This is a genomic window from Gemmatimonadales bacterium (assembly GCA_035502185.1).
In the GTDB taxonomy this organism is placed as follows: domain Bacteria; phylum Gemmatimonadota; class Gemmatimonadetes; order Gemmatimonadales; family JACORV01; genus Fen-1245.
On record DATJUT010000053.1, the window covers coordinates 1 to 21,331 of the forward strand.

The window sequence follows — 21,331 nt, forward strand, 5'->3', positions numbered from 1 at the left end:
GGCGGTACTACGGCGGCCTGGTCGCCGGGACGTACGTCCGCGCCCTGCTCGCGCGCGGCGACACGGCGGCCGCCCGCGCCACCGTGGACTCCATGGTCGCCGCCCGCGCGACCGGCTACTACAATCCGATCGCCCTGGCCAAGGCCTACGCGGCGCTCGGCGAAGTCGACCGGGGCATGGAGTGGCTGCGCCGGGCCTTCGACGAGCGCACGATCTGGCTGACCTACGTGCGCCTGGACGACGAGCTCGCCCCGCTCCGCGCCGACCCGCGTTACGCCGCGCTCGACCGGCAGCTGAAGTTCTGACGGAAACCGGAGGAGCACCCGCCATGCCCGCGTACGTCGTTGCCGATGTGGAGGTCACGGACCCCGCGGCGTTTGCGGAGTACGTGGAGCGCGGCCCCGCCGTCGTGGCGGCGCACGGTGGCACCTACCTCGCACGAGGCGGAGCCGTCGCGTCGCTCGAGGGCGACTGGGCGCCCAGGCGGTTGACGATCATCAGGTTCGACTCCGTCGCCCAGGCCAGGGCCTGGATCGAGTCGGCCGAGTACCGCCCGCTGCGGCGCATCAGGCAGAAGGCCGCCAGGTCGAAAATCCTCGTCGTCGAAGGGATCTGACGAGGGACGCCCGCCGTCGCGAGTGCGCGCTGACCCGCGGTTTCAACCGCTGATGCGGAGTCCTGGCGGCTAGGGCTTCAGCACCGCTCGACCGATCAACTGCCCCTTCTGCAGCGCATCGATCCCCTTCTGGAACTCGCCGAGGGGCAGGATGCGGTCCACGACCGTCTTCACCTTCCCCGCCGCCACGAGGTCCACGGCCCGCACCAGCTCCGCCAGGGTGTTCCCCACCGCCCCGGTGACGCTCGCCTCGGTGATCACCAGCTGGATCGGGTGCACCGTGTAGCTGTCCTCCGAGTAGCCGATGAACACCAGCCGGCCGCGCTTGGCGAGCGCCGCCGTCGAGGCCGCCATCGTCTCCTTCGTCGCCACCTGCTCGAAGACGACGTCGGCGCCGTGGCCGCGCGTGATCTCCCGCACCCGCTCGGCCACCTTCCCGTCGTTGCCGTTCAGGACGTGCGCGGCACCGAGCGCCCGGGCCTTCTCCAGCTTGGCGGGCGTGCGCGAGACCGCGATCACCTCCGCGCCCGAGAGCCGGGCCAGCTGGATCAGGCCGAAGGCCACGGCGCCCACGCCGTAGACCAGCGCCACGTCGCCCGCCGCGAGCCGCGCCAGCGCTGCGGCGTGCACCGCGGTCGTCACGCCGCAGCCGATCGGCGCCGCGGCCTCGTCGGCGATGCCCGGCGGCAGGCGCACGGCGTTCCGCGCCGGCACCACGGCATACTCCGCGAAGCCGCCGTCGGCGACGAACCCGTACTCCGCCACGAGCGCGTCGCACAGGTTCTCCTCGCCCACCAGGCAGTGCGCGCAGCGCCCGCAGCCCACGTAGTAGTAGACGATGACGCGGTCGCCGGCCGTGGCGCTCTCGACGCCGGCGCCCGTCTCCTCGACCACGCCCACCACCTCGTGGCCGAGCGTCAGGGGTTGGACGCCCAGATTGAGGAGCCCGCTCAGGAAGTGCAGCTCGGTGTGGCAGATGCCGGCCGCCGTGACGCGCACCAGCACCTCGCCGGGCCTGGGGGCGGGCTTGGGCACGCTCTCGAGGCGGAGGGGCTGCCGGGGACCGTGATAGCGAATCGCGCGCATGAGGCCTCTGGTCAGAACGGCGGCTGCAGGATTCCGCGCTCCGTCACCCAGCCCGCGATCAACGCCGCGGGAGTGACGTCGAACGCCGGGTTGTACGCCGGGCTGCGCTCCGGCGCACTCTGCCGGCCGAGGACCCGGGTGACCTCGGCCCCCGCGCGCTGCTCGATCGGAATCGCGTCGCCCGAGCGGCAGGCGGGATCGAACGACGAGGTCGGCGCCACCACGTAGAACGGCACGCTGTGGTGACGTGCGGCGACGGCGAGCGCGTACGTCCCGGCCTTGTTGGCCGCGTCACCGTTCGCGGCGATCCGGTCCGCGCCCACCAGCACCACGTCCACCCGGCCGGCCGCCATCACGCTCGCCGCCACGCCGTCGGCGATGACGGTGTGGGGGATCCCCGCCTTGCCCAGCTCCCAGGCGGTGAGCCGGCTGCCCTGCAGCAGCGGCCGCGTCTCGTCCACCCAGACGTGCACCCGCCGGCCCTGCTCGACGGCGAGGTGCACGATGCCCAGCGCGGTGCCCACGCCGCCCGTCGCGAGGAAGCCGGTGTTGCAGTGCGTGAGGACGTTGACCGGCGCATCGCCGCCCGCGCCTGCGGCCCCCGCCCCCGGCGTCCCGCCGGCCGGCGCGCCCATCGGGCGGGGGTGCAGCACCCGCTGCCCGTGCTCGGCCATGCGCCGGCAGGACTCGCGGTCTTCGTCCCAGATGGCCTGCGCTTCCACCTCCAGCGCGGCCAGCACGGCGGCGGCATCGCCCTGCGCCGCCCGGGCGCGGCGGACCATCCGGGCCATGGCCCAGGAGAGGTTCACCGCCGTGGGGCGCGCGGCCCCGATCGCGGCGGCGTCCCGCTCCACCATCGCGAGGAAGTCGGCGCGGCTCGCTCCCGCGCTGGCGCGCAGCGACGCCACGAGGCCCATCGCGGCGGCGATCCCGATCGCCGGGGCGCCCCGCACCCGCAGCGCGGCGATGGCCTCCACCACGCCCGCGACGGTGTCGACGGCGATCCAGCGCTCCTCGCCCGGCAGGAGGGTCTGATCGAGGAGGGCGAGGCGGCGCTCGGGCGTCCAGCCGAGCGGGTGCGGGCTCATAGCGGGCAACCTATGCCCCCGCTAGTTTTTTCGCTATGAACTTCGACAGCCTGCTCGTCGCGGTCGCCGACGGCGTCGCCACGCTGACCGTGAACCGCCCCGACAAGCTCAACGCCCTGAACGACCGGGTCGTGAGCGAGCTGCACCAGGCCGCCGTGGCCCTGAAGCAGGCGCCGGACGTGCGCGGCGTCGTCCTCACCGGCGCGGGCCCCAAGGCGTTCGTCGCGGGCGCGGACATCGGCGACCTCGCACGGCAGGGCGTGCTCCAGGGCCGCGAGCGCTCGCTCACCGGCCAGGCCATGCTGCGCGCCTTCGAGGCGATGGGCAAGCCGGTGCTCGCCGCGGTCAACGGCTACTGCCTGGGCGGCGGCTGCGAGCTGGCGATGGCGTGCCACGTCCGCATCGCGAGCGAGAACGCGAAGTTCGGCCAGCCGGAGGTGAAGCTGGGCATCACCCCGGGCTACGGCGGCACGCAGCGGCTCCCGCGGATCGTGGGCCGCGGCAACGCGCTCCACCTGCTGCTGACCGGGGAGCAGATCGGCGCCGCGGAGGCCCTGCGCATCGGGCTGGTGAGCAGGGTGGTGCCGGCCGACCAGCTCCTCGCCGAGGCCGACCGGTTGATGCGCACCATCCTCGCCAACGGCCCGCTCGCCCTCCGCTTGACCATGGAGGCGGTGGACCGCGGCCTCGACGTCACGCTGGAGGAAGGCCTCCGGCTCGAGGCCGACGCGTTCGGCCTCGTGGCCGCCACCGACGACATGAAAGAGGGCCTCACCGCGTTCCTGGAAAAGAGGCCGGCCAAATTCCAAGGCAAGTAGCCGCCCTGCTCGCCCTGCTCGCTGCGGCGGGCTGCACCGATCCGCGCGCCCGGGTGGCGCCGCCGACGGTGCAGGTGCTCGTCTCCATCGGCTCGCACCCGCGCAGCCCCGGGGACATCCCGGCCACGGTGTACGCCTTCGCGGACGAGGGATTCGACAGCCTCCGCGTCTCGCTGCACAGCACGGCCCCCGGGTTCGGCGGAGACTCGCTCTATCTCTTTCCGGACACCACGCAGGCCACGCTCAACGTGGACTGGGCGGTGCCGACGGGCCTCCCGCCGGGCACCCTGATCACCCTCGTGGCAAAGGTGTGGAATCTCGTCGGATTTGCGGCCTCTGACAGCGCCCTCATGACCTCGCAATAGCGCCCGCAGAGACGGCTTAACCTCTTGATTGACATTGATTTCGTCGTTATCTTCCGAGGCGTGATTCCGCCTCGGAACACGCGTGTTTGCGGCCCCCATCGGGGGGCCCGCCGGAAGTCAACGCCGGCCTCGCGTTGGGGCGTGGCGGTGGTGGCCGGTTGGCTCGTCCTGGGGTGCCGGGAGGCCGTGACGCCGACCGGTCCGAACCCCGGGGGCCCCGACCTCTCGCCGCCTTCCGTGATCACCCGGCCGGGCCGGGACACGACGGTGGACTCGCTCGGCCTGCTGAGCATCGAGGTGATCGCGCGCGACGCGACGTTGCTCGACACGATCAGCCTGCTGGTCTCGGGCGCGTCCATCGCGTTTCCGCCCATCGAAGTGCGGGACACCGTGGCGGACCTGATCTACACGATCGCGCTCGGCGGGCTGCACCACCGGCCGTTCAGCTACCGGGCGGCGGCGACCGACGTGCTGGGACACGACACGGTCACGGACAGCGTCACGGTGAGGCTGCGATAGCACGGGTCGGCCGGCTCTCGGTGCGCGCGTTCCGCAACCTGGCCGACGCCGATCTCGAGCTGCCCGCCGCCGGCCTGGTCCTGGTGGGGCCGAACGGGCACGGCAAGACGAGCCTCCTGGAGGCGCTGCTGTACCTCGAGGTGTTCCGGTCGTTCCGGGGCGCGCGCGACCTGGAGCTGGTCCGGTTCGGCGAGGCCGGCTTCCGCGTGGAGGCCGAGACGGACGGTGGGGGCGTCGCCGCCGGATTCGACGCCCGGACGAGGGAGAAGCGGGTCACCGTCGGCGGCGGGCCGGCGGCGCGGCTGTCGGACGCGATCGGCGCGGTGCGCGGAGTGGTCCTGAGCCCGTCGGACGTGGAGCTCGCCACCGGCGGGGCGCGGGTGCGGCGGGGGTTCATCGACCTGCTGCTGGCGCTGGTGGTGCCGGGGTACGTGGCGGCGCTGGCGGAGTACCGGCGCGCGCTGCGGCACCGCTGCCGCGCCACCGCGGACGACGTCGCGGACTGGGAGGCGCTGCTGGCACGATCGGGAGCGAAGGTGGCGGCGGCCCGGCGGGTCTGGGCCGAGCGGTGGGCGCCGCGGTACCGCGAGTATTGCGCCGAGATCGGCGAGACGCTCGAGGCCCGGATGTGCCACGCGTCGCGCGGGACGGGGGACGAGACCGAGCTGGCCGGGGCGCTCGAGCGCGCGCGCGCGGGCGACCTGATGCGGGGGACGACCTCGGTGGGCCCGCATCGCGACGACCTCCGGCTGCTGCTCGGCGGGCGCGAGCTGGGGGTGTACGGATCGGCGGGCCAGTGGCGCACGGCGGCCCTCGCCCTCCGGCTCGTCGCGGCGGACACGCTGGCCGTGCGCGGCGACGGTGATGCGGCCGACGGGAACGCGGCGACGCGCGCGCCGGCCGGGGCGGGAGGCGGCGCGCCGGTGATCTGCCTGGACGACGCGTTCGCGGAGCTGGACGCCGAGCGCAGCGCCCGGCTGGGCCGGCTGGTGGAAGGGCTCGCGGCGCGCGGCAGCCAGGTTTTCGCCACCGTGCCGCGCGACGGCGAGATGCCGGGGGCGGTGCGCGGGCTCCCCCGGTGGAAGATCCGCGACGGGCGCATCGAGGCGGCATGAGGGAGCGCGACGCGTGACGGAACGGCGCAGGTCACGTCCCACCCGGGTCGGGGACATCCTCACCGGCGTGCTCAAGTCGGCGGGGCTGGCCGACCGCCTGGGCCAGGCGGCGGTGGTGGCCGCGTGGTCCGATCTCGTGGGTGAGAAGATCGCGGGCGCGGCGGTGCCGGAGTCGGTGGCGGCCGACGGCACGCTGTTCGTGCGGGTGAAGTCGAGCGCCTGGAGGCAGGAGCTGTCGCTGATGACGCCCGAGGTGCTCTCCCTGATCAACGCCGACCGGTCCACCGGCCGGATCAAGCGCATCCGCTGGCTCCTGGGCGGCGAGAGCCGCGAGCCGCCGGGCCGCTACGCCCCGCGCCCGAGGGGCAAGCGATGAAGGCGGCCCTGACGGCCGCGCGCGCGCTGACCGTGCGCGAGGCGGCGAGCCGGATCGTGGCACGCCAGGTGCGCGAGCTGCTGCGCTGGGAGAAGCCGGTCCGGCGCAGCGGCGAGGCCGAGGCGGTGCACCAGATGCGGGTGCAGGTGCGGCGCCTGCGGGCCGCGCTGGCCCTGTTCGGGTCGGTGGTGCGGCCCCCGCGGCGCGCCGGCCGCCCGCGGCTGCGCTGGCTGGCGCGGGCCCTCGGGCGGGTGCGCGACCTCGACGTGGTGACGGAGCTGCTCGAGGACCGGCACCTGCCGCACCTCGAGGGGGTGGAGGCGGCGCGGCTCGAGGACCTGCTCGCGGCCCTGAAGGAGCGGCGCTGGCGCGCGCAGCAGAAGCTGACGGCGAGCCTGGAGCGCGGGCGCTACGCCAGGCTCGAGCGGGCGCTGCGCGACTTCGCGCGCCGGCCCCGCTTCGTGGCCCGCGGCGGCGAGGAGGCGATGGCGGCGCGGCACCTCACCGACGTGATCCACCGCGAGGCGCGACGCGTGTCGGCGCGCCCGGGGATGACCGAGCGCCGTCCCGCCGCGGAGGACCTGCACGCCCTGCGCATCGGCATCAAGCGGCTCCGTTACGTGCTGGAGTTCCACGCCGAGACGTGCGGGATCGCGTTCGACGAGGAGCGGCGCCTGACCCGGCTGCTGCAGGATTGCCTGGGCGAGATCCACGACCACGACCTGCTGCTCGCGTGGCTGGCGGGCGAGCAGGAGGAGCCGGCTCCGCCGGTCGAGGCGCGGCTGTTCGCGGGCGCGTGGCGGGTGCTGCCGGAGCGGCTGGCCGCCGACCGGGCCAGGCTGGAGCGGCGCTTCCTGCGGCTGCGGCGGCAGTGGCGCGCGCGCACCGAGCCCGCGGGCGCGGTCGTGCCGCTCGAGGCGCCACGGTTCGTGCGGCTGGAGGCGGCGCCCGTGCAGTTGAGGCTGGCGCCGTCGCAGAAGACCGTGGCCTCGCTCAGGATCGTGCGGTGAGCGCTTCGCGGGCTGCTCGGGGGGCGGACGACACCCTGCACCCCACACCCTACACCCATTCTCGTCAGGGATTATGACTAAGGATCAAGCCGCCAAAGCCTACGATGCGGAACAGATCCAGGTCCTCAAGGGCCTCGAGGCCGTCCGCCGCCGCCCCGCCATGTACATCGGCTCCACCAGCTCGCGGGGCCTCCACCACCTGGTCTACGAGGTGGTGGACAACTCGGTGGACGAGGCGCTGGCGGGCTTCTGCGACCGCATCGAGGTCATCATCCACCCGGACGACAGCGTCACCGTCAAGGACAACGGCCGCGGGATCCCGGTGGACATGCATCCCACCGAGAAGATCCCCGGCGTCGAGCTGGCGCTCACGGTGCTGCACGCCGGCGGCAAGTTCGACCGCAACACCTACAAGGTGTCGGGCGGTCTGCACGGCGTCGGCATCTCGGTGGTGAACGCGCTGAGCGAGCGGCTCGAAGTGTGCGTGGACCGCAGCGGCCAGCGGCACCACATGGCCTTCGCCCGCGGCGAGACGGTGAAGAAGCTGAACCTGCGCGAGAAGGTGAAGGGCACCGGCACCATCGTCCGCTTCAAGCCGGACGCCACGATCTTCACCGAGACGCGGTTCGACTACAACATCCTGGCCAGCCGGCTCCGCGAGCTGGCGTTTCTGAACAAGGGCCTGACCATCACCTTCCAGGACGAGCGGCCCGGCCAGGAGCGGCAGGAGACGTTCTTCTACAAGGGCGGGCTGGTCGAGTTCGTGCAGTGGCTGAACCAGAGCAAGAAGCCGCTGCACCCCAAGCCGATCGCGATCGAGACCGTGCGCGAGGGCGTGGACGTGCAGCTGGCGCTGCAGTACGACGACGGCTACACCGAGAACACGCTGACCTTCGTCAACAACATCAACACCCACGAGGGCGGGACGCACCTCACCGGCTTCAAGAGCGCGCTCACCCGCACCATCAACGAGTACGCCAAGAAGAGCGGCGCGCTGAAGAAGGCGGACTTCACGCTCTCCGGCGACGACGTGCGCGAGGGCCTCACGGCGGTGCTGTCGGTGAAGGTCCGGGAGCCGCAGTTCGAGGGCCAGACCAAGACCAAGCTCGGCAACAGCGAGGTCGAGGGGATCGTGAAGAGCGTGGTGAACGATCTGCTCGGCAACTTCCTCGACGAGCACCCGCCGGTGGCGCGGGCCATCGTCGAGAAGGCGGCCTCGGCGGCGCTGGCGCGCGAGGCCGCGCGCAAGGCCCGCGACCTGGTGCGCAAGAAGAGCGGGCTCGAGGGCGGCATCCTGCCGGGCAAGCTGGCCGACTGCTCCCTCAGCGATCCGGCGATGTGCGAGATCTACCTGGTCGAGGGCGACAGCGCCGGCGGCTCGGCCAAGCAGGGCCGGGACCGCCAGTTCCAGGCGATCCTGCCGCTGCGCGGCAAGATCCTCAACGTGCAGAAGGCGCGGATCGACAAGATCCTCAGCAACGAGGAGATCCGCACCATCATCACCGCGATCGGGACGGGCGTGTCCGAGGACTTCACCCTCGACGAGGCGCGCTACCACAAGATCATCATCATGACCGACGCCGACGTGGACGGCGCCCACATCCGCACGCTGCTGCTGACCTTCTTCTACAAGGAGATGAAGCAGCTCATCGACGCGGGCTACGTGTACATCGCGCAGCCGCCGCTGTTCCGGGTGGCCCGCGGCAAGGAGGAGTACTACGCCTTCGACGAGGCGGAGCGTGACGAGTTCGTGCGTCGCCTGTCCAATGGACAGGCTCCAGGTGCGAGCTCCGAGGACGCCGAAGCCGCGAGTGAGGAAGCAGAGGATGGGAAGCCGGCGAAGAAGCGCAACATCATGATCCAGCGTTACAAGGGCCTCGGCGAAATGAACCCCGGGCAGCTGTGGAAGACGACGATGGACCCGGCGACGCGCACCATCCTCAAGGTCGAGATGGAGGACGCGTTCGAGGCGAGCCAGCTGTTCGAAGTGCTGATGGGCGACGAGGTGGAGCCGCGCCGCAAGTTCATCGAGGAGAACGCGAAGTTCGTGCGGAACCTGGACGTGTAGGGCGCGGCGGCCCGGCACCGGCGGCAGCGCGGGGCTCCGGCCGGGGCCCCGCGCGCTGTTCCGGCCTCACCCGTCCAGCAGCCCCTTCACCTCCCGCTCCGCCTCGATGCGCTGATCCACGTACTCGCCGATGTCGCGCGCGCGCTCCAGCCACAGCGTCAGCTCGCCCACCGTGCCGGCACCCGCGCGCAGCTTCAGCAGCGCGAGCCGGACGTTCTCGAGCGCCGCCACCGTCTCGGCCAGCCGCTCCCCCGACCGGCCCTGCGCGCGCAGCACCTCCGCCTCCCGCTCCAGCCGCTCGACCACCGCCGGCACGTCCTTCACGGCCTCGCGCTCGGTTGCCGGCAACGCCTCCCAGGCCGCGAGCACCGAGCGGCCCAGCACCAGCTCGGTCGGGTCGGCCGAGGCGATGGCGCGCCGCTCCGACTTCCTGAGGCCGATGCCGGCGAGCTTGAAGAAGCCGCGGCCCACCTTCCCCGCCCAGATGCGGTGCCACACGTTGTTCAGGCGCCGGATCCACTTCCCCGAATGCATCTCGTCCGCTTCCTCGCGCTGCACCTGCGCCTCGGCCAGGAGCGCCGTCCGGATGTCCTCGAACGCGTAGCCTCCCCGCAACAGCCGCCGGGCGACGATCACCAGCTGGACGAGCAGGACCGTGCCGATGATGCCACCGAAGGAGAACGAGGACCCGTTGGGACCGGTGCTCAGCGTCGTGCCCCCGATGCCCGACGCCAGCACCACCATCGTGGAGATCTGGGCGTTCCTCAGGAACGAGCGCACCAGCGGCGGCGCCCGGAGATCGCGCCCCCGGGCCTCGCCGGCGATCCGCGCGACCTCGTCCCCGGTCTGGACCCGCGCCGCCGGGTCCTTCTGCAGGCACCGGTCGATGAGGTCGCCGAGCCTGGTCGGAACTTCGGGGCGGAGCGTCATCACTCGCGGCGCGGGCACCGAAACCTGCTTGGTGACGATCGCCGGCAGGTTGGCACCCTCGAACGGCGGCCGGCCCGTGAGCGCGTAGAAGATGGTCGCCGCGAGCGAGTAGAGATCGCTCCGCGCGTCCACCGTCTCCCCCAGGGCCTGCTCCGGGCTCATGTAGCGCGCGGTGCCCACGACCTCGCCGGTCCCGCTCTCGCCGGCGCGGCCGCGCACCGCGATGCCGAAGTCGGTGACGAGCGCCCGGTCGGTGGCACGCTCGATCATGATGTTGTCGGGCTTGATGTCGCGGTGGATCACCCCGCGCTGGTGCGCGTAGCCCAGCGCCCAAGCCACCTCCTGCATCACCTTCATCGCGAGCCGCGGCGCGAGCGGCCCGGACCGATCCACGCGCTCCCGCAGCGTCTCCCCGTCCACGTACCCCATCACGAAGAACACCAGGTCGCCCGATTGCTCGACCGCGTGGATGGGGACGATGTTGGGATGGGACAGCCCCGCCGCGGTGCGCGCCTCGCGCAGGAACCGGTCCCGCGCTTCGACGCTCGCCGCGAGGTGCGGCGGCAGGAGCTTGATCGCGACCAGGCGGTCGAGGGCGACGTCGCGCGCGAGGAGGACGATCCCCATCCCGCCCCGCCCCAGCTCGCGCTCGATGGAATAGCGGCCGGCCAGGACCTGCTGAAGGGCGAGGAACTCCGCGCTGACGCCGGCGGTCATGGGCATAAGCTAACACACGAAGGGGCCCTCGGCGGGCCCCTTCAGGTCGGCGTGTCGGCGGCTGGCCCGCTACTGCGACGCCGTCGTGCCCCGCGGGTCGTCGGTGGGTCGCACGTAGGTGATGGCGAACGGTCCCATGCCGTGCACCTGCACCACCGTCTTCCGCGCCGCGACCGCGAAGTGGTGCGCCTGCGCCGGCGCGGTGGCGAAGCCGTCCTGCCCCAGCGCCATGGCCTGCTTCGTATCAACTGAGTCGCCCATCCCGACGAGGAAGCGGCCCGAGAGCACGGTGATGTACTCGTCGGTGGGATGCCAGTGCGGCTTGATCACGTAGCCGGCCGGCATCTCGAGCCGCACGGTGTACACGCCCGACCCCGACGGGTCGCCCTGCACGACGGCGAACCGCGCGCCGGCGGGGAAGAACGGCGGCGCGGGGCCCCACTTCACGGCCGGGGTGGGGCCGGCGGCGAGCTGGAACGCCGCGAGACCCAGGACGAGTACCGCCGCGGCAACCGCGGCCAGGCGAATGGTACGCATGCGCAACCTCCGAGCTTGGCCGCGACGCTCGCGGCCGATGAGTGTGAGGAGAGGAGTGGTGTCGGAGGCTACGCTAGCAGGGTCGGCGCCAGGGCGCTTCGCCCGGAAGGGCCAAAGGCGCGACATGGCTCGAACGGGCCATGGACGACAGGGTCCAGGATGCAGGGTGCAGGGTGTGAAGGGCTAGAGCAGGCCGAGCTTCGCCGCCTGGGCGGCCGCCGCCGCGCGGGTCTTGAGGCCAAGCCGGGTGAGCAGGCTCGCCGCGTCCCGCTTGACGGTGTGCTCGCTCAAGGACAGGCGGCGCGCGATCTCGGCGTTGCTTGCGCCCTGGGCCACGAGCCGCAGGATCTCCAGCTGGCGCCGGGTGAGCGCCCCGGGCCCGGGGCGCGGCGGCTCGCGCTGCTCGAGCTCCCGGAGTAGCGCCTCGCCCTGCCCGGCCGCGCGCTCCGCGCCGAGGCGGCGCAGGAGCGTCGCCCGCCCGGTGGCGGCGCGGCAGTGGTGGTCTTGGCCCTGACGCCCTGATTTGTCCCAGCCGCCTTCTTCGTCGCCTAGGGGATGGACCTCTCCTGCCCCGCGCCCGCTCCGATGGCGAGACGTACTGGGTAACTCCTTCCTGGAAGCCCCATTGAGTCGCTTCGACGCCGCCGCGATGCCGGTGCGACGCGCGCACTACGCCTGAGGTTCAACTTGGCATGCAAGCAAGCGCGGGTCTGCTGGGTTCGGTCGCGGGACCGGGGGCAGCCCGGCGTCACGTCTTCAGGCGGGCTATGGGTCCGCCACGGAGGTGGTTCATGTTCCTCAAGTGGGAAGTGATGGCGCTGGCGGCACCGGTGGCGTTCCTGGTGGCCTGCGAACAACCCTCGGCGCCAGAGCCCACCCAGTCTGCCGTGCCGCTGGGGGCCAGTCCGTCGCTTTCCAAAGCGGCGCGGACGGTCACGATCAAGGATCTCGGCACCTTGGGAGGAGCCAACTCCTACGCCCAGGCGATCAACAGCGACGGCTGGGTGGTCGGCGCCAGCGACGTCTCCCAAGCCGGCGCGGGCCACGCCTTCCTATGGAAGGACGGGAGAATGACGGATCTTGGCACGTTGGGCGGAACCTCGTCCCAGGCGATCGGGATCAACGATGAAGGCGAGGTCGTCGGCAGCAGTCAGGTCGCGGGGGACACCGCTTGGCACGCGTTCCGCTGGAGTCACGGCAGGATGATGGATCTCGGAGGTCTGGGAGGCTCTTACACCGAAGGATTCGACATCAACGACGCTGGTGACGTGGCCGGCGGCGGCCTAACGCCGGCCAACCTCTTTCACGCCGTCCTTTGGCGGCATGGCAGGATCAGGGACCTCGGAACGCTCGGGGGGAGCTCCTCCTTTTCAAACGGCATCAACAACGAGGACGTGGTCGTCGGCGGCGCGATGCTCACCGGGGACCTGGTCGAAGACGCCTTCCTCTGGAGGGACGGGGTGATGCACGACCTCGGCACCCTAGGGGGAAGCTTTGCCGGGGCCTCGCACATCAACGGCGCCGGTACGGTGGTGGGAGGCAGCGCACTGGTGGGCGATGTCACCACACACGCCTTCCTCTGGCAGCGTGGCCAGATGCGCGACCTCGGGGACCTGGGAGGCGGCTACAGCTACGCGCAGTGGATCAACGACGCGGGCCAGGTCGCCGGCGGCAGCTCCCTGGCGGACGGGGCCTACCACGCATTCCTCTGGGACAATGGGGCGATGACCGATCTGGGGATCCTCCCCGGCGGGGGGGATGTCAGTTGGGCCCAGGCTATCAACAATCGAGGCCAGGTGGTCGGTGGTGCCGTTACCGCGACTGGCCAGGAACATGCGGTCCTGTGGGCCACGCGGGAGCAAGACCGCAGGTAGTCGCATCGGCAATCGGGACCGAGAAGGTGGGCAGCGCCCGGCGTCGTGCCGGGCGCTGTGCGTTAGGGGCTCTTTGACGCTGCATTGACGAACTCGTGGCGCGAACTCGGCTGCGTTCGCTCGAGCGCCACCCTACTGCGACGCCGTCGTCCCGCGCGGGTCGTCGGTCTGGCGCATGTAGGTGATCGCGAACGGCCCCACGGCTCAATGACGTATCCCGCCGGCATCTCGAGCCACACGCTGTACACGCCCGTCAACGTGATGAGAAGTGTGGTGTCGGGTTCTACCCTGCGACCGGGACGGCCAGCGCGCTACGCCCGGACGGGCCACGGTCGGTCCATGGCTCGAACGGGCCATGGAAAGACCGGGGTCTGGGGGGTGGGGTTTGGGAGTTGGGGTTTGGGAGTTCGGCGCGGTCAGAGCAGGCCGAGCTTCGCCGCGTGAGCCGCGGCCGCGGCCCGGGTCTTGAGGCCGAGGCGCGTGAGCAGGTTGGCCACGTGCCGCTTGACGGTGTGCTCGCTGAGCGCGAGACGCCGCGCGATCTCGGCGTTGCTCGACCCCTGCGCCACCAACCGGAGGATCTCGACCTGCCGAGGGGTGAGCGGGCTCGCCGCGGCCTTCGGGGCCGCCGGCGCCGACAGCTCGGCCGCGAGCGCGTCGCCGCGCGCCGCCTCCCGCGCCGCGCCCAGATGCCGCAGCGCCTCCGCCGCCCGGGCGGCCTCCCGCCGCGCGCGATCGCGCTGGCCGACGCGCGCCAGCTGCGCCGCCAGGTCGATCCGCGTCCGGCCCTCCTCGTACGGCGCGCCGCTCTTCCGGTAGAGATCGGCCGATTCCTCGAAGCCGAGCGCCGCGGCCTGGTGATTGCCGCGCGCGACCGCCAGCGCCCCGCGGGCCGCCGCGGCGGAGGCGCGCAGCGGATCGGTGCCGACCCCGGCGGCGATCCGCTCCAGCTCCGCCAAGTGGCCGGCGGCCTCCTCCACGTCCCCGCAGCCGGCGCGCGCACGCACGGCCAGCTCGACGAGGGCGGCGCGGCTGGTGCGATCCTCCGGCTGCAGCTGGCGCAGCAGGCGCTCGGCCTCCACCGCGGCATCGCGCGCCGCGCCGCGCTCCAGCATCAGCGCGGCCCGGCCGAGCGACGCGGACGGGTAGCCGCCGCCCTGGTCGAACAGCCCGGCCGCTTCGTCGAGGCGGCCCTGCCTGAGCCGCAGCTCGCCCAGGCGCGCCATGGCCTGGCCGACCATCGCCGGCTTGGTCGCGCCCAGGTCGCTCGCCGCCGCCGTCAGCTCCGCCTCGGCCGCGGCCCACTCGCCTCGCCAGATCAGCACGCCGGCATACTGGGAGCGGCACACCGCCGAGAGCGGAAGATTGCGCCACCGCTTGGCGAACTCCTTGACGCGGATGCACCACTGCGCCGCGCGCTCGTAGTCGCGCACCCGCTCGCAGGCGAACATCTGCCAGCAGCAGACGACGCCCACGGCGTGCAGCTCCTTCACCTCGCCCGCGGTGGCCGCCGCGGTGGCCTCGTCGAGGCGCCGCATCCCGTCCTCGACCAGGCCCTGGGTCACCAGCGCCAGGCCCTCCAGCGCCAGTGCGATCATCTCGACGCCCGGATCGTCCAGCGCGCGCCCGAGCTCGGCCGCCCGGCGCGCCAGGTCCCGGGCCTTCGCGGGGTCGTGGAGCCGGTAGATCTCGATCTCGCCCTCGCGCACCAGCAGCCAGCCGTACTCGCTGGTCCGCTCCCGGCCCTCGAGCAGCCGGCGCGCCCGTTCGAGCCACCCGCCCGCCACCGCGTATTCGGCCCGGTACGCGGCGTAGTCCCACACCAGCCAGATGGCCATCCGGGCGGCGCCGAGCGGGTCGTCGTTCTCGCGATAGGCGCGGTAGGCGCGCTCGCGCGCGTCGAGGGTGAGCGCGCCGTCGTCGAGCCACCAGGCCGCGAGCCCCAGGCCCTCCAGCGCCTCGGCGCGCTCCGCGCCCTCGAGCGCGGCAGTGAACTCGGCGCGCGCCTCCTCCCAGGAGCCGCCCGCCAGCGCCGCCTGGCCGGCCTCGATTCGTGCGTCGGGTGAGAGATGCTGCGACACCACGAAAACAACGGTAGGGCCGGTCCCGGCCGGAGTAAAGCCGGCGGCGGGCCACCGGCCGCGCCGGCCGCCGGTCGGTCCGGTGAGCGGCAACGGGCCCGGCGCCGCTGCGGGAGCGAAACCGGCCGCCCGAACCGGGCGGCCGTCTTCGCGTTCCCCAGGCGTCCGCGCGGGCGCCGGCCTCACACCTTCCGGATCGCCTCCAGCACCCGCTCCGGCGTCATCGGCAGGTGGTACACGCGGGCGCCGGTGGCGTCGAAGATCGCGTTCGCGATCGCACCGCCCATGTTGATGATCCCCGGCTCCCCGCCGCCCTGCGGGTCCAGCGCGTCGTTGGGCACCAGCACGACCTCGATCCGGGGCAGCCACGAGAACCGAGGCAGGGTGTAGGAGTCGAAGTTCGCATCCAGGATCTTCCCGCCCTCGAACCGCAGGCCCTCGCTCAGCGCGTACCCCAGGCCCATCGTGATCGCGCCCTCCGTCTGCATCCTGGCGCCGTCGGGGTTCACCACGATCCCCATGTCCTGGGCGCACACCACGCGCTCGACCTTCACCGCCCCGGTCGCGCGATCCACCGTGACCTCGGCGACGTGCGCGGCGTACGTCCCCACGTCGATGCCGCAGGCGATCCCGCGCCCGCGGCCGCTCCGCGCCGGGAACGGGCGCGCCTGCCAGCCGGCCGCGCGCGCCACCGCGCGCAACACGCCCAGCATCCGCGGGTCCTGCGTGTTCCTGAGGCGGAACTCCAGCGGATCCGTCCCGGCCGCCGCCGCCATCAGGTCGATCTGCGACTCGGCCGCGAACCGGTTGGTGTTCGCGCCCGGCGCGCGCCACGGTCCGGTCGCGAACGGATGGTAGCTCGCCGTGCCGCGAGTGTCGCTCTGCTCGCCGAACGCGCGCACCCGCCGGTTGGGAACGTCGTAGAACACGTCCGAGCCCCGCGACCCGGCGGCGTAGACGTCGTAGTCCCACAACGTCATGCGGCCCGCGGCGTCGATGCCCGACCGCACCTTCACCACCGCGGCGGGCCGGTAGGTGTCGTAGAAGAACTCCTCCGCGCGCGTCCAGGCGACCATCACCGGCTTGCCGGCCGCCTGCGCCAGACGCGCCGCCTCGACCACCTGCGCACCGGAGCCCTTCCCGCCGAACCCGCCGCCCACGAACGGCGTGACGATCCGGACGTTCTCCGGGCGAAGGTCGAACGCGCGCGCCACCTCGCCCTGGTGCCCGAACGGCGACTGCGTCGCCGCCCAGACCGTCACCTTCCCGTCCTGCCATTCCGCGACGGCCACGTGGGGCTCCATCGGCGCGTGGGCGACGTAGGCGTTGTAGTAGGTCTGGTCGAAGGTCTTCGCGGCCGCCGTGCGGCCGGCCGCGAGGTCCCCGCCTTCGTCCGCGGTCTCCGCGCGGGGCGATGCCGAGAGCAGGTGCTCGAAGATGCTCTCGGTGTTCACCGTCGTCGCCGGCACGTCCCATTCCGCCTTGACCGCGTCGTGCGCCCGGGCGGCGGTCTCGGGGTCGGGCGCGAGCACAGCGACGAGCCCGTCGTGGTTCACCACGCTGACGCCGGGCATCGCCGCCGCGGCCGCGGTGTCGAGGCTCCTCGGCGTGGCGCCGTGCGCCGGCGGGCGCACGATGCGGGCGTACAACATGCCGGGACGGCGGACGTCGCCGGCGAACTTCGCGGCGCCGGTCACCTTCTCGCGCCCGTCCAGCCGCTTCGGCGACCGGCCCATCACGCGGAACGCGCGCACGGCGCGCAGCACCGCCTTCTCGCCGACGGTGTGAGTGATCTCCTGACCCTTCGCCAGCTCGCCGTAGCTGACGTGCCGGTCGCGGTCGGCGGTGACGTACACGACGCCGTTCTCGGCCGTGAGCGCCTCGCGCGGCACGCCGAGGCGACCGGCCGCGAGGTCGGTGAGGACGAGCCGCGCCTGCGCCGCGGCGGCCCGCACCGCGGGGCCGAAGAACCGCGTGGTCATCGAGCCCCAGGTGCCCGCGTCCCACGGGCACGAGGCCGTGTCGCCCGCGACGACGGTGAAGCTCTCGAGGGGCGCGCCCAGCTCCTCGGCGGCCATCTGCGCCAGCGAGGTCGTCACGCCCTGGCCCATCTCGATCTTGCCCGAGAACAGCGTGACCTTCCCGTCCTCGGCGATGTGCAGGTAGGCGTTGATGTCGGTGGGGTACCCGCGGCGGCCCTGCGCCGCCAGGCCGGTCGTGAGCGCCGGGGCGCTGACCAGGACGAGCACGCCGCCGCCCAAGGCCTTCACAAAGCCGCGGCGGTCCATCCGGGTGTGACGGGCGAGGTCGGTCATGGCTGGCCCCCCTGCCCCGCGGCCGACTGGATGGCGGCGACGACCCGCTGGTGCGCGCCGCAGCGGCACAGGTTGCCTTCCATCCCCTCGACGATCTGCTCGCGCGTCGGCCGGGGATGGCTCTGCAGCAGCCCGAACGCGTTCATGATCATGCCCGGCGTGCAGTAGCCGCACTGGAAGCCGCCGTGCTCGTGGAACGCGGCCTGGAGCGGGTGCAGCTGGCCGTTCTGCTCGAGCCCCTCGATCGTGGTGATCCGCTTGCCCTGGACCGACGCGAGATCGGTCATGCACGAGCGCACGGCCTGCCCGTCCACCACGACGGTGCAGGCGCCGCACAGGCCCTCGCCGCAGCCGTACTTGGTGCCGGTCAGCTCGAGGTCCGTGCGCAGCACCCACAGCAGCGTGCGCTGGGGATCGGTGTCGAGGCTGACTTGCCTGCCGTTCAGGGTGAAGCCGACGGTCTCGGTCATCGGGGACCTGCCTGGTGGAGGGACGGACGCGGAGCCGGCGCGCCGTGGTGGACTACCCGGGGCTCGGCCGGCGGGTTCCGCGCGGACGGTCTCCAGGTAGCCGCCGCGCGACCCCCGCTGTCAAGGCCCGGGAAGCGCGGGCGCGCCGGCGCCGCCGCCCGGGCCCGGGGTTCCCCTACTCGCCGGCGTCGCCGTGCGCCTCCACGTGGGCGAGGGCGGCCTCCTCGGCGTTGTCGAGCGCCTGGAGGTGGTGGGCGTGCGCCACGTGGGCGTGGTGCGCGGCCTTGCGGTGGTCGCCGCTCTCGTGGTGCTTCGCGGCTTCGCGATGGTGCCGGGCCGCGTGCTCGTGATGCTCGGCCGCGTGGCGGTGGTGCTCCGCGGCCCTGCGACTGGGGGACATCCGGACCTCCCGGGATGCGGGGACGCCGCGCCGGGCCCCGATCGTCGGGGCCGCGCGGCCACCGGGGGAGGCTGCACCCGTTCCCGCGGCGTCCGGGTCAAGGCCATGTAAGAATCAGGTATCGGCGGGAGGCGCGGCGGGCCGCCCGCGGCGGCGGCGCCCGGGCGCCGCGCCCGCCCCGATGGCCCGCGATATGCGCTGGTCCGTGCGGGGGCGGACACGAACCGCCGTTGCCCGGCGCACGCCGGAGTCAGGACATGGACGTCCACAACCTCGGCCGCATCTTCAACCCGACCCGCATCGCGCTCGTCGGCGTCACGCAGAACCCCAACAGCGTCGGCGGCAAGGTGCTCGGCAACCTCGTCGGCGGGGGATTCCGGGGGGTGGTCTACCCGGTCAACGCGGGCCAGGAAGCGGTGCTGGGCGTGCCGTGCTACGCCGCCGTCGGCGCGCTGCCGAAGACGCCGGATCTCGCCATCGTCTGCTCGCCGGCGGCGGAGGTTCCCGCCCAGGTGGCGGCCTGCGGCGACGCGGGCATCCGCGGGGTGATCGTCGTGTCGGCGGGCTTCAAGGAGACCGGCGAGGCCGGCCGGAGGCTCGAGCAGGAGATCCGCGCGGTGCAGGCGCGCTACGACGGGATGCGGATCGTCGGGCCCAACTGCCTGGGCGTCATCGTCCCGCACCTCGGCCTCAACGCGAGCTTCGCGCCCGCGATGCCGAGGAGCGGCGACATCGCCTTCATCTCGCAGTCCGGCGCGCTGTGCGCGTCGGTGCTCGACTGGGCCCTGGAGAGCCGGATCGGGTTCTCGCACTTCGTGTCCATCGGCAACAGCCTGGACGTGGACTTCGGCGACCTGATCGACTACGTCGGCGAGGACGAGCACACCCGCTCCATCATCCTCTACATCGAGTCGGTCTCCGACGCGCGGGGGTTCATGACCGCGGCGCGGGCGTTCGCGCGCCACAAGCCGATCATCGCCTTCAAGGCCGGCCGCTTCCCCGCCTCCGCCGAGGCCGCCGCCTCGCACACGGGCGCGATGGCCAGCGAGGACGCCGTGTACGACGCGGCGTTCCAGCGCACCGGCATCGCGCGGGTGCCGGACCTGGGCGACGTGTTCGACTGCGCCGCGCTGATCGGGCGCGGCCGCATCCCCGCCGGGCCGCGGCTCGGCATCGTCACCAACGCCGGCGGGCCCGGCGTCATCGCCACCGACGCGCTGATCGCCGCGCAGGGGGTGCTCGCCGCGCTCGCGCCCGGGACCATGGCGCGGCTCGACGAGGACCTGCCGCCCGCGTGGTCCCACGCCAACCCGGTGGACGTGCTGGGCGACGCCAACTCGAAGCGCATCGAGAAGGCGGTCGGGAGCGTGCTCGCCGACCCGGGCGTGGACGCCGTGCTGGCGATCGTGACGCCCCAGGCGATGACCAATCCCACCGCCACCGCGCGGAGCCTGGCGAAGCTCGCCGCCGAGACCCGCAAGCCGCTGCTGGCGGCGTGGCTCGGCGGCCGCGCGATGCGCGACGGCCTGCCGCTCCTGGCCGAGGCGAGCGTCGCGGCCTACCCGACGCCGGAGCAGGCGGTGCGCGCGTTCATGACGCTGGTCGCGTACGCCCGCAACCTCGAGACGCTGTACGAGACGCCCAAGGACGTCGCGATCCAGTTCCCCTACGACCGCGCGGAGGCCAAGCGCCGCTTCGTGGCCACCCGCCTGGGCGCGGGCGGCGTGCTGCCGGAGGACGTGTCCAAGGAGCTGCTCGAGTCCTACGGGATTCCGGTGGCCCGGCCCGAGGTCGCCGCGTCCGCGGCCGACGCGGTCGCGATCGCCGGCCGGATCGGCTACCCCGTGGTGCTCAAGGTCCGCTCGCCCGACATCACCCACAAGACCGACGTGGGCGGCGTGGCGCTCGACCTGGCCGGCGCCGCGATGGTCGGGGCCGCCTGGGACGGCATCATGCGGAGCGCCCGGGAGAAGCGGCCGGATGCGCGGATCGAGGGCGTCACCGTCCAGAAGATGATCCGGGCCCGCGACGCGCTCGAGCTGATCCTCGGCATCAAGCAGGACCCGGTCTTCGGCACGGTGATCCTGGCGGGAATGGGCGGCGTCGGCGCCGAGCTGCTGGGCGACCGCAGCCTCGGCTTTCCCCCCCTCAACGAGCGGCTGGCCAGCCGGATGCTCGAGTCGCTGCGGATGTGGCCGCTGCTGGCCGGCTACCGCGGCCGCCCGGGCATCGCCGTCGCGGAGCTGGTCCAGACGCTGATCCGTCTCTCGTACCTCGCGGCCGACTGGCCCGAGGTCACCGAGCTGGACGTCAACCCGCTGCTGTGCACGCCGTCGGAAGTGATCGCCCTCGACGCGCGCGTGGTGGTCGATCCCGCCCGGGCCGGCGCGGCGGCCGAGCCCTACGCGCACCTCGCGCTGCGGCCGTACCCCGAGAAGTACGTCAAGCGGATCGCGCTCAAGGAGGGCGTGCCGGTGACGCTGCGGCCGATCAAGCCGGAGGACGAGCCGCTGTGGCTCGCGATGCTGGGCAGCTGCTCGAAGGAGACGATCTACTCGCGGTTCCGCTACCTGTTCGACTGGTCCACCCACGAGGTGGCCACGCGGTACTGCTACATCGACTACGCCCGCGAGATCGCGATCGTGGCGGAGATCGGCGAGGGCGACGCGCGCCGGCTCGTCGGCGTCGGCCGCCTCATCGCCGACCCCGGCCACCAGGAGGGCGAGTACGCCGTGCTGGTGGTGGACGAGTGGCAGCACCGGGACCTGGGCGGGCTCCTGACCGACTACTGCCTCGAGATCGCCCGGGGCTGGAAGCTCGGCCGCGTCGTGGCGCAGACCACCACCGACAACCACCCGATGATCGCGGTGTTCGAGCGGCGCGGGTTCGAGGTCACCGTGGGTGAAGACTCCGCGGTGGCAGTGTCGAAGACGCTGTAGCCCCCGG

20 protein-coding genes are annotated in these 21,331 nt (G+C 73.0%); 11 read left to right on the plus strand and 9 right to left on the minus strand.

What is annotated here, in order from left to right; all coding sequences use genetic code 11:
* Nucleotides 1-305: hypothetical protein (locus VMF70_07140; protein HTT67784.1), on the plus strand; the 305-nt coding region annotated here is incomplete at its 5' end.
* Nucleotides 306-328: 23 nt separating this feature from the next.
* Nucleotides 329-616 (plus strand): DUF1330 domain-containing protein, encoded by a 288-nt coding sequence (locus VMF70_07145; GenBank protein HTT67785.1) that lies wholly within the window; start codon nt 329-331, stop codon nt 614-616.
* 69 nt (nt 617-685) lie between these two features.
* On the opposite strand, the gene VMF70_07150 is transcribed toward VMF70_07145, so the two are convergent.
* Nucleotides 686-1,702 (minus strand): alcohol dehydrogenase catalytic domain-containing protein, encoded by a 1,017-nt coding sequence (locus tag VMF70_07150; protein ID HTT67786.1) that lies wholly within the window; start codon nt 1,700-1,702, stop codon nt 686-688.
* Nucleotides 1,703-1,713: 11 nt separating this feature from the next.
* Nucleotides 1,714-2,790, minus strand: coding sequence for an S-methyl-5-thioribose-1-phosphate isomerase (gene mtnA, locus VMF70_07155; protein ID HTT67787.1), 1,077 nt, complete (start codon nt 2,788-2,790; stop codon nt 1,714-1,716).
* Nucleotides 2,791-2,825: 35 nt separating this feature from the next.
* Between mtnA and VMF70_07160 the strand changes: the two genes are divergently transcribed.
* The 7 genes from VMF70_07160 to gyrB all read left to right on the plus strand — a co-directional run bounded on the left by VMF70_07160 (nt 2,826) and on the right by gyrB (nt 9,061).
* Entirely contained in the window at nt 2,826-3,608 is a 783-nt protein-coding gene (locus VMF70_07160) for an enoyl-CoA hydratase-related protein (GenBank protein ID HTT67788.1), read from the plus strand.
* Between the two features lie 53 nt (nt 3,609-3,661).
* Nucleotides 3,662-3,973, plus strand: a complete 312-nt coding sequence (locus VMF70_07165) for a hypothetical protein (GenBank protein ID HTT67789.1) — start codon at nt 3,662-3,664, stop codon at nt 3,971-3,973.
* A 186-nt stretch (nt 3,974-4,159) separates the two neighbouring features.
* A complete protein-coding gene (locus VMF70_07170) occupies nt 4,160-4,492 on the plus strand; it encodes a hypothetical protein (protein HTT67790.1) in 333 nt (110 codons plus the stop codon).
* On the plus strand, nt 4,489-5,607 hold the full coding sequence (gene recF / locus VMF70_07175; GenBank protein ID HTT67791.1) for a DNA replication and repair protein RecF: 1,119 nt from the start codon (nt 4,489-4,491) through the stop codon (nt 5,605-5,607). The genes VMF70_07170 and recF overlap by 4 nt, the downstream gene beginning before the upstream one ends.
* Nucleotides 5,608-5,620: 13 nt before the next feature.
* Nucleotides 5,621-5,983, plus strand: coding sequence for a DUF721 domain-containing protein (locus VMF70_07180; GenBank protein HTT67792.1), 363 nt, complete (start codon nt 5,621-5,623; stop codon nt 5,981-5,983).
* Nucleotides 5,980-6,993: a CHAD domain-containing protein gene (locus tag VMF70_07185; protein HTT67793.1), complete on the plus strand. Its 1,014-nt coding sequence runs from the start codon at nt 5,980-5,982 to the stop codon at nt 6,991-6,993. The genes VMF70_07180 and VMF70_07185 overlap by 4 nt, the downstream gene beginning before the upstream one ends.
* Before the next feature lie 73 nt (nt 6,994-7,066).
* Entirely contained in the window at nt 7,067-9,061 is a 1,995-nt protein-coding gene (gene gyrB, locus VMF70_07190) for a DNA topoisomerase (ATP-hydrolyzing) subunit B (protein ID HTT67794.1), read from the plus strand.
* A gap of 66 nt (nt 9,062-9,127) precedes the next feature.
* Here the strand turns inward: gyrB and VMF70_07195 are convergent, their stop codons facing one another.
* From VMF70_07195 to VMF70_07205, 3 genes are all read right to left on the minus strand, one after another.
* Complete coding sequence (locus VMF70_07195; protein HTT67795.1) at nt 9,128-10,708, minus strand: serine/threonine-protein kinase; 1,581 nt, start codon at nt 10,706-10,708, stop codon at nt 9,128-9,130.
* Between the two features lie 69 nt (nt 10,709-10,777).
* A complete protein-coding gene (locus VMF70_07200) occupies nt 10,778-11,245 on the minus strand; it encodes a cupin domain-containing protein (protein ID HTT67796.1) in 468 nt (155 codons plus the stop codon).
* Between the two features lie 183 nt (nt 11,246-11,428).
* Complete coding sequence (locus VMF70_07205) at nt 11,429-11,896, minus strand: LuxR C-terminal-related transcriptional regulator (GenBank protein HTT67797.1); 468 nt, start codon at nt 11,894-11,896, stop codon at nt 11,429-11,431.
* A 140-nt stretch (nt 11,897-12,036) separates the two neighbouring features.
* Here VMF70_07205 and VMF70_07210 point away from each other — a divergent pair, with 140 nt between their 5' ends.
* Nucleotides 12,037-13,119: a hypothetical protein gene (locus VMF70_07210; protein ID HTT67798.1), complete on the plus strand. Its 1,083-nt coding sequence runs from the start codon at nt 12,037-12,039 to the stop codon at nt 13,117-13,119.
* A 416-nt stretch (nt 13,120-13,535) separates the two neighbouring features.
* On the opposite strand, the gene VMF70_07215 is transcribed toward VMF70_07210, so the two are convergent.
* The 4 genes from VMF70_07215 to VMF70_07230 all read right to left on the minus strand — a co-directional run bounded on the left by VMF70_07215 (nt 13,536) and on the right by VMF70_07230 (nt 18,385).
* Nucleotides 13,536-15,200, minus strand: a complete 1,665-nt coding sequence (locus tag VMF70_07215) for a helix-turn-helix transcriptional regulator (GenBank protein ID HTT67799.1) — start codon at nt 15,198-15,200, stop codon at nt 13,536-13,538.
* 182 nt (nt 15,201-15,382) lie between these two features.
* Nucleotides 15,383-17,515 (minus strand): molybdopterin cofactor-binding domain-containing protein, encoded by a 2,133-nt coding sequence (locus VMF70_07220; GenBank protein HTT67800.1) that lies wholly within the window; start codon nt 17,513-17,515, stop codon nt 15,383-15,385.
* Complete coding sequence (locus tag VMF70_07225; GenBank protein HTT67801.1) at nt 17,512-17,985, minus strand: (2Fe-2S)-binding protein; 474 nt, start codon at nt 17,983-17,985, stop codon at nt 17,512-17,514. The genes VMF70_07220 and VMF70_07225 overlap by 4 nt, the downstream gene beginning before the upstream one ends.
* A gap of 175 nt (nt 17,986-18,160) precedes the next feature.
* Nucleotides 18,161-18,385: a hypothetical protein gene (locus VMF70_07230; GenBank protein HTT67802.1), complete on the minus strand. Its 225-nt coding sequence runs from the start codon at nt 18,383-18,385 to the stop codon at nt 18,161-18,163.
* A gap of 257 nt (nt 18,386-18,642) precedes the next feature.
* On the opposite strand from VMF70_07230, the gene VMF70_07235 reads away from it, so the two are divergent.
* On the plus strand, nt 18,643-21,324 hold the full coding sequence (locus tag VMF70_07235; protein ID HTT67803.1) for a GNAT family N-acetyltransferase: 2,682 nt from the start codon (nt 18,643-18,645) through the stop codon (nt 21,322-21,324).
* The last annotated feature ends 7 nt before the right edge of the window (nt 21,325-21,331 follow it).

Bases quoted from the DNA above. Each gene is read 5' to 3' on its own strand.
- VMF70_07195 (HTT67795.1), bottom strand. From the start codon at position 10,708: ATGACCGCCGGCGTCAGCGCGGAGTTCCTCGCCCTTCAGCAGGTCCTG.
- VMF70_07185 (HTT67793.1), top strand. From the start codon at position 5,980: ATGAAGGCGGCCCTGACGGCCGCGCGCGCGCTGACCGTGCGCGAGGCG.
- mtnA (HTT67787.1), bottom strand. From the start codon at position 2,790: ATGAGCCCGCACCCGCTCGGCTGGACGCCCGAGCGCCGCCTCGCCCTC.
- VMF70_07145 (HTT67785.1), top strand. From the start codon at position 329: ATGCCCGCGTACGTCGTTGCCGATGTGGAGGTCACGGACCCCGCGGCG.
- VMF70_07160 (HTT67788.1), top strand. From the start codon at position 2,826: ATGAACTTCGACAGCCTGCTCGTCGCGGTCGCCGACGGCGTCGCCACG.
- VMF70_07150 (HTT67786.1), bottom strand. From the start codon at position 1,702: ATGCGCGCGATTCGCTATCACGGTCCCCGGCAGCCCCTCCGCCTCGAG.
- VMF70_07220 (HTT67800.1), bottom strand. From the start codon at position 17,515: ATGACCGACCTCGCCCGTCACACCCGGATGGACCGCCGCGGCTTTGTG.
- VMF70_07235 (HTT67803.1), top strand. From the start codon at position 18,643: ATGGACGTCCACAACCTCGGCCGCATCTTCAACCCGACCCGCATCGCG.
- VMF70_07225 (HTT67801.1), bottom strand. From the start codon at position 17,985: ATGACCGAGACCGTCGGCTTCACCCTGAACGGCAGGCAAGTCAGCCTC.
- gyrB (HTT67794.1), top strand. From the start codon at position 7,067: ATGACTAAGGATCAAGCCGCCAAAGCCTACGATGCGGAACAGATCCAG.
- VMF70_07230 (HTT67802.1), bottom strand. From the start codon at position 18,385: ATGTCCCCCAGTCGCAGGGCCGCGGAGCACCACCGCCACGCGGCCGAG.
- VMF70_07200 (HTT67796.1), bottom strand. From the start codon at position 11,245: ATGCGTACCATTCGCCTGGCCGCGGTTGCCGCGGCGGTACTCGTCCTG.
- VMF70_07210 (HTT67798.1), top strand. From the start codon at position 12,037: ATGTTCCTCAAGTGGGAAGTGATGGCGCTGGCGGCACCGGTGGCGTTC.